This window comes from Mycobacterium riyadhense, assembly GCF_963853645.1.
Lineage (GTDB): Bacteria > Actinomycetota > Actinomycetes > Mycobacteriales > Mycobacteriaceae > Mycobacterium > Mycobacterium riyadhense.
The window spans coordinates 4006852-4020214 of record NZ_OY970456.1 but is presented as its reverse complement, the minus strand read 5'-3'; the positions used below and the strand labels follow the sequence as shown (position 1 = coordinate 4020214).

Below are 13363 nucleotides of genomic sequence, written 5' to 3'. Positions count from 1 at the left end.
AGATTCGCACTCGACGCGAACATGAAGGAGACAGATCCATGACCGGGACCGCCCACAACCTCAGCGCGATCTTCGACGAGCATGTCGCCCACGAATTCGTTGCCAGGGACGTCGGCGCGACCATGGCGACGATGTCCGCGAACCCTTTCGTCAACCATGTGCCCACCATGATGGGCGGCGTCGGCTTTGACGGCGTCGCGGACTTCTATGGCAACTACTTTGTCGGGCACTGGCCCGCCGACACCACGATCAACCCGGTGTGCCGCACCGTCGGAGCGGACCGTGTCGTCGACGAGGCCGTCATGTCGTTCACCCACGACATCCCGATGCCGACCTTGCTTCCCGGCGTGCCGCCCACCGGTCGTGCGGTCATGCTGCCGGTGGTGGTCGTGATGGGGTTCGAAGGGGACAAGGTGGCTTACGAACGGATCTACTGGGACCAGGCGTCACTGCTCGTGCAGGTCGGACTGCTGGACGAGGCACTGTTGCCGGTCACCGGGGCCGACCAAGCCCGCAAGGTGCTCGATAAGGATCTGCCGGCGAACACGCTGTTGCAGCGCTGAAAGGCGCGCCCGCAACACGTCTACGCGCTGGTGCTGCCGCAGGCACGAATGGCTTCGGAACGCATCGAATCGTTGAGAAGCCGTCCTTGACCGGCGGTAGACTAGAAATTCAGCATTTGCCCTTCCAGTCGATAGGCCAGAAAGCAGGCATCAGAAGCCACGTGACGCCCCGCGAGACCCGCGCTGCTGACACCGTTGGAGCCCGGCAAGCCGACGCATTGGTTCGCAGCAGCATTGATGTTCCGCCCGACCTCGTCGTGGGTTTGCTTGGTTCGGCCGACGAGAACCTGCGGGCCCTCGAACGCACCCTGAGTGCCGACCTGCATGTGCGTGGCAACAGTGTCACCCTTTCGGGGGAGCCGGCCGATGTCGCGCTCGCCGAACGTGCGATCACCGAGCTGGTTGCGATCGTGGGCAGTGGCCAACCGCTGACGCCAGAAGTGGTGCGTCACAGCGTCGCCATGCTGCTTGGCACCGGCAACGAGTCACCGGCCGAAGTGCTCACCCTCGACATCTTGTCGCGCCGGGGAAAGACGATCCGGCCCAAGACGCTCAACCAAAAGCGTTACGTCGACGCCATCGACGCCAACACCATCGTGTTCGGAATCGGCCCGGCCGGCACCGGCAAGACCTATCTGGCGATGGCCAAGGCTGTCCATGCGCTGCAGAGCAAGCAGGTCACCCGGATCATCTTGACCCGCCCGGCGGTGGAAGCCGGTGAGCGCCTTGGCTTTCTGCCGGGCACGCTCAGCGAAAAGATCGATCCGTACCTGCGGCCGCTGTATGACGCGCTTTACGACATGATGGACCCCGAGCTGATCCCAAAGCTGATGTCCGCCGGGGTAATTGAGGTGGCGCCGCTGGCGTATATGCGGGGTAGGACCCTGAATGACGCGTTCATCGTTCTCGACGAGGCCCAGAACACCACAGCCGAGCAGATGAAGATGTTTCTCACCCGGCTGGGCTTCGGGTCCAAGGTCGTCGTCACCGGGGATGTCACCCAGATCGACCTGCCGGGCGGCGCCAGGTCGGGCCTGCGGGCCGCGGTCGACATCCTCGAGGACATCGACGATATCCACATCGCCGAACTGACCAGTGCGGATGTGGTCCGCCATCGATTGGTCTCGGAGATCGTCGACGCTTACGCGCGATACGAGGAACCGGGTTCTGGGATGAACCGGGCGGCGCGGCGGGCGTCCGGCAGCCGCAGTCGTCGATGATGAGTGCGTGAGCTGTCTTATGAGCATCTTATGAGCATCGAAGTATCCAACGAGTCGGGCGTCGACGTCTCCGAGGCGGAACTGGTCAGCGTCGCGCGGTTTGTCATCACCAAGATGGACGTCAACCCGGGCGCTGAGTTGTCGATGGTGCTGTTGGACACCGCGGCGATGGCCGACCTGCACATGCGCTGGATGGACCTGCCCGGGCCGACCGACGTGATGAGTTTCCCCATGGACGAGCTCGAGCCGAGCGGTCGCCCCGACGCTCCCGAGCCCGGGCCAGCGATGCTGGGCGACATTGTGCTGTGCCCGGAGTTCGCCGCCGAACAGGCGGCGGCTGCCGGCCACAGTCTTGGGCATGAGCTGGCGTTGTTGACCATTCACGGCGTGCTGCATCTGCTCGGTTACGACCATGCCGAGCAGGCTGAGGAGAAGGAGATGTTCGCCCTGCAGGAGCGGTTACTTGAGGAGTGGGTGGCCGACCAGGTCGAGGCCTACCAGCAGGACCGCCAGGACGAGCGAGACCGCCGGCTGCTGGACAAGTCAAGGTATTTCGACCAGCCGTGACTGGCCTTTCTCAGCTGCTCGGCGCCGTCGCGCTGATTGGCCTGGCCGGAGTATTCGCAGCGCTCGACGCCGCGTTTAGCACGGTGTCGCTGGCCCGCGTGCAAGAACTCGTTCGTGACGAGCGTCCTGGCGGGGTTGCGCTGCTCAAGGTGATGGCCGACCGGCCGCGCTATATCAACCTGGTGGTGCTGCTGCGCATTGTTTGTGAGATCACCGCAACCGCGCTACTGGTGGTCTATTTCCGCCACAACCTCAGCATGGACTGGGGCTTATTCGCCGCCGCGGCCGTCATGGTGGTAACCAGCTTCGTCGTCATAGGTGTCGGGCCACGCACTCTCGGTCGGCAAAACGCGTACTCCATCGCTTTGGCGACGGCCGTTCCGTTACAAGTGATCTCGTGGCTATTGATGCCGATCAGTCGGCTGCTGGTGCTGCTGGGTAATGCGCTTACTCCGGGCCGCGGTTTTCGCAACGGGCCGTTCGCATCCGAAATCGAACTGCGTGAGGTCGTCGACCTTGCCCAGCAGCGCGGCGTGGTCGCCGCGGATGAGCATCGGATGATCGAGTCGGTCTTCGAACTCGGCGATACGCCGGCGCGTGAGGTGATGGTGCCGCGAACCGAGATGATCTGGATCGAGGGCGACAAGTCAGCCGGTCAGGCGATGAATCTGGCCGTACGCAGTGGACATTCGCGCATTCCGGTGATCGGTGAGAACGTCGACGACATCCTCGGCGTGGTGTATCTGAAAGATCTTGTGCAGCAGACGGTCTGCTCAACCGACGGCGGCCGGGAGACTCCCGTTGCGAAGGTCATGCGCCCGGCGGTGTTCGTGCCCGACTCCAAGCCGCTGGACGCGTTGCTGCGCGAAATGCAGCACGACCGCAACCACATGGCCATGTTGGTCGACGAGTACGGCGCCATCGCCGGCCTGGTGAGCATCGAAGACGTGCTGGAAGAAATTGTCGGTGAGATCGCTGACGAATACGACGAGGCCGAGACGGCGCCAGTGGAAGACTTGGGCGACAACCGTTTCCGGGTGTCGGCGCGACTACCGATTGAAGACTTGGGAGAGCTGTACGGCGTGGAATTCGACGACGATCTCGATGTAGACACGGTGGGTGGCCTGCTGGCCCTGGAACTGGGCCGGGTTCCGTTGCCAGGCGCCGAGGTGGTCTCTCATGGCCTGCGGCTGCACGCCGAGGGTGGACCCGACCATCGGGGCCGGGTACGGATCGGCACCGTGCTGCTGAGCCCGGTCGACGGCACGGCGGCCGACCATGACTGAGCACCTGGACGCCGAGGACGCCAAGCTGGTGGTGCTGGCGCGCGCCGCGATGGCGCGTGCCGAGGCGGGCAGCGCCGCCGCGGTACGCGACGTCGACGGGCGCACGTATGCGGCTGCGCCGGTGAGCTTGTCGACTCTGGAGTTGACGGGCCTGCAAGCGGCGGTGGCCGCGGCCGCATCCAGCGGCGCGACCCGCCTCGAGGCGGCCGTGCTGGTCGCCGGGTCACCGAATGACCCAGGCATCGCCGCCGTCCGCGAGCTTGCTCCTACTGCGAGGGTCATCCTGACCGACAATGCAGGCCAACCTTTGTGACCCGATGCCGCCAGCGTGCGCAGAATGACACACCAGACGGCGTGTCGTTGTGCAGACGCGCACGCTCGTCAAGGAAAGCGACATGACCGAATTCCGTTCCGGCTTCGTGTGTTTGGTCGGTAGGCCAAACACCGGCAAGTCCACGCTGACCAACGCGCTGGTGGGCACCAAGGTGGCCATCACCTCGATGAGGCCGCAGACGACCCGGCACACCATTCGGGGCATTGTGCACCGCAAGCACTTTCAGATCATTCTCGTCGACACTCCGGGCCTGCACCGGCCACGCACCCTGCTCGGTAAGCGGCTCAACGACCTCGTCCGCGACACCTACGCCGAGGTCGACGTCATCGGCCTGTGCATCCCGGCCGACGAGGCGATTGGTCCCGGAGATCGATGGATCGTCGACCAGATTCGCTCGATCGCGCCGAAGACGGCGCTGATCGTCATCGTCACAAAGATCGACAAGGTGGGAAAGGACCGACTGGCCGCTCAGCTCGCCGCCGTCAGCGAGCTGGCCACCAACGCAACCGAGATCGTCCCGGTGTCGGCGGTATCCGGCGAGCAGATTGACGTGCTGATCGGCCTGCTGGCCGCGGCGCTGCCCCCCGGCCCGGCGTACTACCCCGACGGCGAGCTCACCGACGAACCCGAAGAGACCCTGATGGCCGAGCTCATCCGGGAGGCCGCCTTAGAGGGGGTGCACGACGAGCTCCCGCATTCGTTGGCCGTGATGATTGACGAGGTCAGCCCGCGGGACGGGCACGACGACCTGATCGACGTGCACGCCGTGTTGTATGTCGAACGGGACAGCCAGAAGGGAATCGTCATCGGCAAGGGCGGTGCCCGGTTGCGGGAGGTGGGCACCGCAGCGCGCAGCCAGATTGAAAAGCTGCTCGGGACCAAGGTTTACCTCGACCTGCGGGTCAAGGTCGCCAAGAACTGGCAGCGCGACCCCAAACAGCTTGGCCGGCTTGGGTTCTAGCGCCCGGGCGTCGGCACACTATAGATCGGCGGCGTGCCGTTGCCGGTGTTCCACCACACCGTCGGCTGTTTGGTGGCCCAGCCGCTGACGGCCTCCAACTCGGCGGCCAGCGAGATCAGCATTCCCTCGCTGCTGGCCGGTCCCATCAGCTGCACGCCGATCGGCAAGCCGTCGGAGGTGAACCCGGCCGGCACGTTGACGGATGGCCAGCCCAGCACGTTCCACGGCCAGGCACCCGGGCACGCGGCGATCATCGCGCGATCGGTTGCCATCCCGCTCAACCGGTCAAACGCGCGGGCCAGCGGCGGTGGCTGCGCGGTAGTCGGCGCCAACACCACGTCGACGATGTCGAAGATGGAGCCCACCCGACGCTGGTCGGCGGCTTCGTGACGGCGGGCGCTGCGCAGGATCGCCTGGCCCAGGACGTGACCCGTGCGGAAATTGGACAGCGTGCGGCGGTCCCAGATGACCTCGTCGCCGAGCCGCTCCTCCCAGTCACGCAGGCCGGCCGTGGAGCGGGCGAGAAAGTTCCACGACAGCCGTAGGCCGTAGTCCGGGTTGCCCTTGACGACAGTATGGCCGAGCAGCTCAAGTTGTTCGGCCACCGTTTGCGTCGCGGCCAGGATCTCAGGATGCAATTTGGCGCGAAAGAAGGTGTATGGGAATCGGGTTGACAAGGCGATCTTCAGCGGGCCAGGCGCGATACCGACGTAGTCGGACGCGGTCAGCGGCGGCGGCTTGTGCAGGTCTCCCTCGACGTTGCCGGACGCCGCGTCCAATACCAGCGCCGCATCCTCGACCGTGCGGGCCAACACGCCGTTGACCGTGATGCCGTTGAACGCCTCCGGCAACGGCCAGGTAGAGATGCGGCCGCGTTGCGGCTTGATGCCCACCAGGTGCGTCCACGCCGCTGGGATACGGATGCTGCCGGCGCCGTCGGAGCCGATCGCGGCGGTGACTAGGCCCGCGGCCACCGCGGCCGCGCTGCCACCCGAGGATCCACCCGGCGTGTGCCGGCGCGACCACGGGTTTCGGGTGTGCCCGAAGGCGGGTCCGCTGGTGAAGGGCCATTGGCCCAGTTCGCAGGTGTTGGTCTTGCCGACGATCACCGCGCCTGCCGCCTTGAGCCGGCGAACGACCTCGGCATCGTGGGCAGCGGCCCGCACAAAGCCCTCGGTACCGAATGCGGTGGGCACTCCAGCAACGTCCACGTCGTCTTTGACCGCTATCGGAATCCCCAGCAGCGGTGCCGTGTCGCCGGCCGCGCGGCGCCGGTCGGCCGCGGCCGCATCGGTCAGCGCCGACTCGGTGAGCACGATCCGGAATGCGTTCAAGGTGGACTGGCTCACATCGATCGCATGCAGGGACCGTCGTACCAGCTCAGCGGAGGTTACTTTGCCAGTTGCCAGCTGATAGAGCAGGTCGGTCAGCGTGGGCAGGCGCTGGCCGCCGGATCCAGGAATGGCCCCAAAATCGGACCCAGAAGCGCCAACCACGGGGTACGAGACTATCGGCGCGGATACCCGCGATGTCGCGGCGGGGTGCAAAACTATTGTGATGCGGCTGTATCGAGACCGGGCTGTTGTGCTGCGCCAGCACAAGCTCGGCGAAGCCGACCGGATCGTCACCCTGTTGACCCGCGATCACGGGCTGGTCCGTGCGGTAGCCAAAGGCGTTCGTCGCACCCGCAGCAAATTCGGTGCACGGCTGGAGCCGTTCGCACATATCGATGCGCAACTGCACCCCGGCCGCAACCTGGACATCGTCACCCAGGTCGTCTCGATCGACGCGTTTGCCACCGACATCGTCAGCGACTATGGCCGCTACACCTGCGGGTGCGCGATGCTGGAAACCGCCGAGCGCCTCGCCGGTGAGGAGCGGGCGCCGGCCCCGGCTCTGCACCGGCTTACGGTTGGCGCACTGCGGGCGGTGGCAGACGGTCTCCGGCCGCGTGACCTGCTGTTGGACGCCTATCTGCTCCGCGCCATGGGTATTGCGGGATGGGCCCCGGCGCTGACCGAGTGCGCCCGCTGCGCCACACCCGGTCCGCATCGGGCGTTTCACATCGCCGCCGGGGGCAGCGTCTGCGTGCACTGCCGCCCGGCCGGTTCCACCACACCGCCGCTAGGTGTGTTGGATCTGATGTCCGCGCTGCACGACGGGGATTGGGAGGCCGCCGAGGCGGCACCGCAATCGCACCGCAGCTACGCCAGCGGGTTGGTGGCCGCACACCTGCAATGGCATCTGGAACGGCAGCTCAAAACGTTGCCACTGGTGGAGCGGGTCTATCAGGGTGATCGCGCAACTGCCCAGCGTCCCGCTGGGCTGATCGGGCAGGATACGGCGTGTGGCTAGAAACGCCCGAAAGCTGAAGCCGACCGACTTTCCGCAGCTGCCCCCGGCGCCCGACGACTATCCGACTTTTCCCGATACGTCAACGTGGCCGGTTGTCTTCCCGGAGCTGCCGCCATCGCCCGACGGCGGCCCGCGGCGGCCACCGCAGCACATTTCGAAAGCGACGGCGCCCCGTATCCCGGCCGACCGGTTGCCCAATCACGTCGCCATCGTGATGGACGGTAACGGCCGCTGGGCCACCCAACGTGGACTGCCTCGAACCGAGGGACACAAGATGGGCGAGGCGGTAGTGATCGATATCGCTTGTGGTGCTGTCGAACTCGGGATCAAGTGGCTCAGTCTCTACGCCTTCTCCACCGAAAACTGGAAGCGTTCGGCCGAGGAAGTCCGCTTCCTGATGGGCTTCAACCGCGACGTGGTGCGACGCCGTCGTGAGATCCTCAACGCGCTGGGAGTCCGGATCCGGTGGGTGGGTTCGCGGCCACGCCTGTGGCGTAGCGTCATCAACGAACTCGCGATCGCGGAGCATACCACGCGCAACAACGACGTCATCACCATCAACTACTGCGTCAACTACGGCGGCCGAACCGAAATCGCCGAAGCGGCAAGGGAAATCGCCCGTGAGGTGGCCGCGGGCAGACTGAACCCGGAGCGGATCTCCGAGTCGACCATCTCCCGGCATATGCAGCGACCGGACATCCCTGATGTGGATCTGTTTCTGCGGACCTCCGGTGAGCACCGGTCGAGCAATTTCATGTTGTGGCAGGCGGCGTACGCCGAGTACGTATTCCAGGACAAGCTGTGGCCGGACTATGACCGTCGCGACTTGTGGGCGGCCTGCGAGGAATACGCGTCCCGAAATCGACGGTTCGGGAGCGCCTAGTGCCATCTCTGCAGGAGCGGCTGGCATCGATACTCCGGGACATCCTTTCCGTCGAGGAGGAAGCCGACGGCGGGCTGACGGTCCGGCATGACGGCACGTTCGCGTCGCTGCGGGTGGTGACCATCGTCGAAGACCTCGACCTGGTGTCGATGACCCAGATATTGGTGTGGGACTTGCCGCTGACGAAGAAGATCCGCGATCAGGTGGCCAAGCAGGCGCGGGATACCAACTTCGGCTCCGTGACGATGGTCGAAAAGATTGCGGACAAGGCCGTACAGCGAAACTCCGGCAAGGGTGCGGCCAAAACCGCAGACGTGATGCTGCGCTACAACTTTCCCGGCGCCGGCTTGACCGACGACGCGCTGCGCACCCTGATCCTGCTGGTGCTGGATACGGGCGCTCAGATGCGCCGCGCGCTAACTGTCTAAGCTTGCCGGCTAAGCCTGATGATGGCGACCCGCTGCGCCCGGCTTCGCCGCGCTTGCGATCGCCACCGGCCTGATGATGGCGACCCGCTGCGCCCGGCTTCGCCGCGCTTGCGATCGCCACCGGCCTGATGATGGCGACCCGCTGCGCCCGGCTTCGCCGCGCTTGCGATCGCCATTAGGCCTGATGATGGCGACCCGCTGCGCCCGGCTTCGCCGCGCTTGCGATCGCCATTAGGCCTGATGATGGCGACCCGCTGCGCCCGGCTTCGCCGCGCTTGCGATCGCCATTAGGCCCCGCAGTCCGAGCACGTGCCGAAGATCTCTATCGTGTGGCTGACATCGGAAAAGCCATGCTTGGTGGCCACTTCGGCGGCCCATTGCTCGACCTCGTGATCGGCGACCTCAATGGTGGAACCGCAGCTGCGGCACACCAAATGGTGGTGATGATGCTCCGAGCACCTGCGATAGACCGATTCACCGGTGTCGGTGCGCAGCGTGTCGACCAGCCCTGTGGCCGCCATCGATTGCAGCGTCCGGTACACGGTGGTCAGGCCGATGTTCTCGCCGCGGCGACGCAGTTCGTCGTGCAATTCCTGGGCCGAGCGGAATTCGTCCAGCGTCTCCAGCAGCGTCGAGATCGCTGCTCGCTGCCGGGTGGAGCGAACGCTCGAGCCCGTCATATGGCGCCGCTCTCCCCCGCAAGCGGGCGGTGCCCCCACCTCATCGCTTCGTCCCCAAGCGGGAGGTACCCCCACTGCATCGTCGTCGGCGCGTCACTGGGGGCCTTCACTCGCGTGAGCGACGGCGTCGACGACGATGTGCGCCAGGTGGTGATCGGCAAGCCGGTACAGCACTTCGCGGCCGGACCGCTCCCCGGCGACCACGCCCGCCGCCTTGAGGATCTTCAGATGTTGGCTGACCAGCGGCTGTGGCACCCCCAACGCGTCGACCAACTCGTGGACGCAGCGCTGGGCTTCCCGCAGCTGCAGCACAATGGCGATCCGTACCGGCGCCGCCAGCGCGCGCAGCAGCTCGCCCGCCGCGTCGAGAATCTCCCGCGACGGCGGTGCTGGGAAGTCCAGCGATCTAGCGGTGCCATGCTCGTGACCGCCGGCCACGTCGCCACCCACGTCCCGATGAGCGGCGGTCGGCGTGGCGGGGGACGTCACCATATCGGAGTCACCACCTCGAAAGCGCCGGTATTCGGAAGGCTTGCGGCCGACCTCCACTGTCACATGCATGATGACGCATGTCAAAGACGGATATGGGTCCAAGCTGCCGATCGCTACCATGACTGATGTTTCGCAACGGTGTGATTCACCGCTGCACGTGCTTGCCGATCCCCCGAAGGGAGTGGACCACCCCGTGGCGTCCGTCATCGACACCGTAGTCAACCTGGCCAAACGGCGCGGCTTCGTCTTTCCCTCGGGCGAGATCTACGGGGGTACCAAGTCTGCCTGGGACTACGGTCCACTAGGGGTGGAACTCAAAGAGAACATCAAGCGGCAGTGGTGGCTATCGGTGGTCACCGGGCGCGATGACGTCGTCGGTATCGATTCGTCGATCATCCTGCCGCGGGAGGTGTGGGTGGCCTCCGGCCACGTCGAGGTGTTCCACGACCCGCTGGTCGAGTCGCTGATCACCCACAAGCGCTACCGGGCCGACCATCTCATCGAGGCCTACGAAGCCAAGCATGGTCACCCGCCACCCAACGGGCTGGCCGATATTCGCGACCCGGACACGGGTGAGCCCGGCCAGTGGACCGAGCCGCGGGAATTCAACATGATGCTCAAGACCTACCTTGGTCCCATTGAGACCGAGGAGGGGCTGCATTATCTGCGACCCGAAACCGCGCAGGGCATCTTCGTCAACTTCGGCAACGTGGTGACGACGGCGCGCAGAAAGCCGCCCTTTGGTATCGGCCAGATCGGGAAGAGCTTCCGCAACGAGATCACCCCGGGCAACTTCATCTTCCGCACCCGCGAGTTCGAGCAGATGGAGATGGAGTTCTTTGTCGAGCCGTCGACCGCGAAGGAGTGGCATCAGTACTGGATCGACACTCGGCTGCAGTGGTATGTCGACCTCGGCATCGATCGGGAGAACCTGCGGCTGTGGGAACATCCCAAGGACAAGTTGTCGCACTACTCGGACCGCACCGTCGACATCGAGTACAAGTTCGGCTTCGTCGGCAATCCATGGGGCGAGCTGGAGGGCGTCGCTAACCGAACCGACTTCGACTTATCAACGCACACAAAGCATTCCGGCACCGATCTGTCATTTTATGACCAGGCCAGCGACAGCAGGTACATACCGTACGTTATCGAACCGGCAGCCGGCCTGACCCGGTCGTTCATGGCATTTCTCATCGATGCGTACGCCGAGGACGAGGCGCCAAATGCCAAGGGGGGAATGGACAAACGTTCGGTCCTGCGGCTGGATCCCCGGTTGGCGCCGGTTAAGGCCGCGGTGTTGCCACTGTCGCGGCACGCAGACCTGAGCCCCAAGGCTCGTGACTTGGCCGCGGAATTGCGGAAATGCTGGAACATCGATTTCGACGATGCGGGCGCGATCGGACGGCGCTACCGACGTCAAGACGAGATCGGTACGCCATTCTGCGTGACGGTGGATTTCGATTCGCTCGAGGACAATGCCGCCACGGTGCGCGAGCGCGACGCCATGACACAGGAGCGGATCGCCATGGACAAGGTTGCCGACTATCTGGCCGTCCGGCTCAAGGGAATCTAGAAACGCAGCTCGCAGCTCGCAGCTCGCGACGACGGTGAGTCGTGCGGCAAATCCCGGGTTTTGGTCGGGGTTCGGCCTAGGGTTCCTAAGTGGCTGGCTGTGGGAGGTGTCGTGTCGCTTCTAGTAACGCGCGGGCGTGCGGTGGAGATACTCCCGTAGAGGAGGGGGTTGGTGATGAATTTTTCGGTATTGCCGCCTGAGGTTAATTCGTTGCGGATGTTCTCCGGTGCGGGGTCGGGGCCGATGTTGGAGGCGGCCCGGGCGTGGGACGGTTTGGCCGCGGAGTTGGGGTCGGCGGCGGATTCGTTTGGGTCGGTCACGTCGGGGTTGGTGGGTCAGGCGTGGCAGGGTGCGGCGGCGGCGGCGATGGCGGCGACGGCGGCTCCGTACGCGGGGTGGTTGAGTGCGGCGGCGGCGCGGGCTGCGGGGGCGTCGGCTCAGGCCAAGGCGGTGGTGAGTGCGTTTGAGGCGGCGCGGGCGGCGATGATTCATCCGTTGGCGGTAGCGGCCAACCGCAATGCGTTCGTGCAGCTGGTGTTGTCGAACATTTTTGGTCAGAATGCGCCGGCGATTGCGGCCGCCGAGGCGGTCTATGAGGAGATGTGGGCCGCCGATGTGGCCGCGATGGTGGGGTATCACGGCGGCGCTTCGGCGGCGGCGTCGCAGCTGACGTCGTGGCGAGGCGCCTTATCGGGCCTGCCGGGCTTGTCGAGTTTGGTAGGTAGTGGTGCGGCGGCCGGTGCCGCCCCGCGGGCCGCTCAAGGGATTGCCGATCTGATCTTTAACTTGGGTGTTGGAAATGTCGGCTCCTTCAACCTCGGCAGCGGCAACTTCGGCGGCCTCAACCTGGGCAGCGGAAACTTCGGCGACTGGAATGTCGGCAGCGGGAACTACGGCAGCGTGAACTGGGGCAGCGGAAACACAGGGACTGGAAACACCGGCAGCGGGAACACCGGCGACTATAACTTCGGTAGTGGAAACTTCGGCAGCGGAAACCTGGGCAGTGGAAATATCGGCAGCCTCAATTTGGCTAGCGGAAGCTTCGGCACGCTCAACCTCTTGGGTGGCGGAAACAATGCCGACTTAACCATCGGCAGTGGAAACATCGGCGACTTCAGCTTCGGCAGTGGAAACAATGGCGGCACCAACCTGGGGTTTGGGAACCTTGGCACCGGCAATATCGGATTTGGTAACAAAGGCAACAACAACATAGGCTTTGGGCTCACGGGCGACGGTCAGATTGGCTTTGGTGCCCTGAATACGGGTACCGGAAATATCGGTTTGTTCAACTCCGGCAACAACAACATCGGTTTCTTCAACTCCGGCGACAATAACATCGGCTGGGGGAACGCGGGCAACGGAAATACTGGATTCGGGAATGCGGGCAATTTCAACACCGGCTTTTGGAACGCGGGTAATGTGAACACCGGTTTCGGGAGCGCGGGTAACGGAAACTTCGGTATTTTCGATGCGGGAGACTCAAACTCGGGTAGCTTCAATGTGGGCTGGCAGAACACCGGTTTCGGAAATTCGGGTGCGGGAAATACGGGCTTCTTCAACGCCGGTGACTCCAACACCGGCCTCGCCAACGGGGGTAGTGTCAATACTGGTTTCTTCAACGGCGGGGACACCAACACCGGTGGATTCAACGGGGGCAACCTCAACACCGGTTTCGGCAACGCGGTCAACCAACCAGTTCTCAACTCGGGCTTCGGAAACGCTGGTACGGGCAATTCCGGCTGGGGCAACAGCGATCCCAACGGTGGTCTGAACTCCGGTTTCTTCAATACCGGAACTGGTAACTCGGGCTTCTCGAACGCGGGTACTACTTCGCTCGTCGGCTTCAACTCCGGGTTCGGAAATATCGGCACCTTCAACGCTGGAATTACCAACTCAGGCAATAACCTCGCTGGTATCTCCAACTCGGGTGACGACAGCTCGGGTGTCGTCAACTCTGGCGACCAGAACTCCGGCGGGTTCAACTCGGGGACAGGACTTTCCGGTTTCTTCAGGTAGTCGGA

General features: G+C 64.5%; 14 protein-coding genes. 11 read left to right on the top strand and 3 right to left on the bottom strand.

Annotated elements, in window-relative coordinates:
- The first annotated feature begins 38 nt into the window (after positions 1 to 38).
- The 6 genes from AADZ78_RS17755 to era all read left to right on the top strand — a co-directional run bounded on the left by AADZ78_RS17755 (position 39) and on the right by era (position 4931).
- On the top strand, positions 39 to 563 hold the full coding sequence (locus tag AADZ78_RS17755) for a nuclear transport factor 2 family protein (RefSeq protein WP_085252543.1): 525 nt from the start codon (positions 39 to 41) through the stop codon (positions 561 to 563).
- A gap of 161 nt (positions 564 to 724) precedes the next feature.
- Positions 725 to 1783 carry a PhoH family protein gene (locus tag AADZ78_RS17745; RefSeq protein ID WP_085252542.1) on the top strand — a complete coding sequence of 353 codons (1059 nt, stop codon included), beginning with the start codon at positions 725 to 727 and terminating at the stop codon, positions 1781 to 1783.
- A 30-nt stretch (positions 1784 to 1813) separates the two neighbouring features.
- Entirely contained in the window at positions 1814 to 2350 is a 537-nt protein-coding gene (gene ybeY, locus AADZ78_RS17740; protein ID WP_085252541.1) for an rRNA maturation RNase YbeY, read from the top strand.
- The gene (locus tag AADZ78_RS17735; RefSeq protein ID WP_085252540.1) at positions 2347 to 3636 is read left to right on the top strand and encodes a hemolysin family protein; all 1290 of its coding nucleotides are present in this window, start codon (positions 2347 to 2349) and stop codon (positions 3634 to 3636) included. Before ybeY ends, AADZ78_RS17735 begins: the two co-directional genes overlap by 4 nt.
- Positions 3629 to 3949 (top strand): cytidine deaminase, encoded by a 321-nt coding sequence (locus AADZ78_RS17730; RefSeq protein WP_085252539.1) that lies wholly within the window; start codon positions 3629 to 3631, stop codon positions 3947 to 3949. Before AADZ78_RS17735 ends, AADZ78_RS17730 begins: the two co-directional genes overlap by 8 nt.
- An 82-nt stretch (positions 3950 to 4031) precedes the next feature.
- Complete coding sequence (gene era / locus AADZ78_RS17725) at positions 4032 to 4931, top strand: GTPase Era (RefSeq protein WP_085252570.1); 900 nt, start codon at positions 4032 to 4034, stop codon at positions 4929 to 4931.
- Here the strand turns inward: era and AADZ78_RS17720 are convergent.
- Positions 4928 to 6427, bottom strand: coding sequence for an amidase (locus tag AADZ78_RS17720; RefSeq protein WP_085252538.1), 1500 nt, complete (start codon positions 6425 to 6427; stop codon positions 4928 to 4930). The two genes, era and AADZ78_RS17720, sit on opposite strands and share 4 nt — an antisense overlap.
- A gap of 61 nt (positions 6428 to 6488) precedes the next feature.
- Here AADZ78_RS17720 and recO point away from each other — a divergent pair, with 61 nt between their 5' ends.
- From recO to AADZ78_RS17705, 3 genes are read left to right on the top strand one after another with little or no spacing between them, the layout of a single operon-like run.
- Positions 6489 to 7286 carry a DNA repair protein RecO gene (gene recO / locus AADZ78_RS17715; RefSeq protein WP_085252537.1) on the top strand — a complete coding sequence of 266 codons (798 nt, stop codon included), beginning with the start codon at positions 6489 to 6491 and terminating at the stop codon, positions 7284 to 7286.
- Complete coding sequence (locus tag AADZ78_RS17710; protein WP_085252536.1) at positions 7279 to 8169, top strand: decaprenyl diphosphate synthase; 891 nt, start codon at positions 7279 to 7281, stop codon at positions 8167 to 8169. Before recO ends, AADZ78_RS17710 begins: the two co-directional genes overlap by 8 nt.
- Positions 8169 to 8597: a hypothetical protein gene (locus AADZ78_RS17705; RefSeq protein WP_085252535.1), complete on the top strand. Its 429-nt coding sequence runs from the start codon at positions 8169 to 8171 to the stop codon at positions 8595 to 8597. The genes AADZ78_RS17710 and AADZ78_RS17705 overlap by 1 nt, the downstream gene beginning before the upstream one ends.
- A 287-nt stretch (positions 8598 to 8884) precedes the next feature.
- Here AADZ78_RS17705 and AADZ78_RS17700 read toward each other — a convergent pair whose 3' ends face one another.
- Positions 8885 to 9277, bottom strand: a complete 393-nt coding sequence (locus tag AADZ78_RS17700) for a Fur family transcriptional regulator (RefSeq protein ID WP_085252534.1) — start codon at positions 9275 to 9277, stop codon at positions 8885 to 8887.
- 93 nt (positions 9278 to 9370) lie between these two features.
- Positions 9371 to 9769 carry an ArsR/SmtB family transcription factor gene (locus AADZ78_RS17695; protein WP_085252569.1) on the bottom strand — a complete coding sequence of 133 codons (399 nt, stop codon included), beginning with the start codon at positions 9767 to 9769 and terminating at the stop codon, positions 9371 to 9373.
- 181 nt (positions 9770 to 9950) lie between these two features.
- On the opposite strand from AADZ78_RS17695, the gene AADZ78_RS17690 reads away from it, so the two are divergent.
- Both AADZ78_RS17690 and AADZ78_RS17685 read left to right on the top strand, forming a co-directional pair.
- The gene (locus AADZ78_RS17690) at positions 9951 to 11342 is read left to right on the top strand and encodes a glycine--tRNA ligase (protein ID WP_085252568.1); all 1392 of its coding nucleotides are present in this window, start codon (positions 9951 to 9953) and stop codon (positions 11340 to 11342) included.
- A gap of 174 nt (positions 11343 to 11516) precedes the next feature.
- Entirely contained in the window at positions 11517 to 13358 is a 1842-nt protein-coding gene (locus tag AADZ78_RS17685) for a PPE family protein (protein WP_276063248.1), read from the top strand.
- Positions 13359 to 13363: the final 5 nt, after the last annotated feature.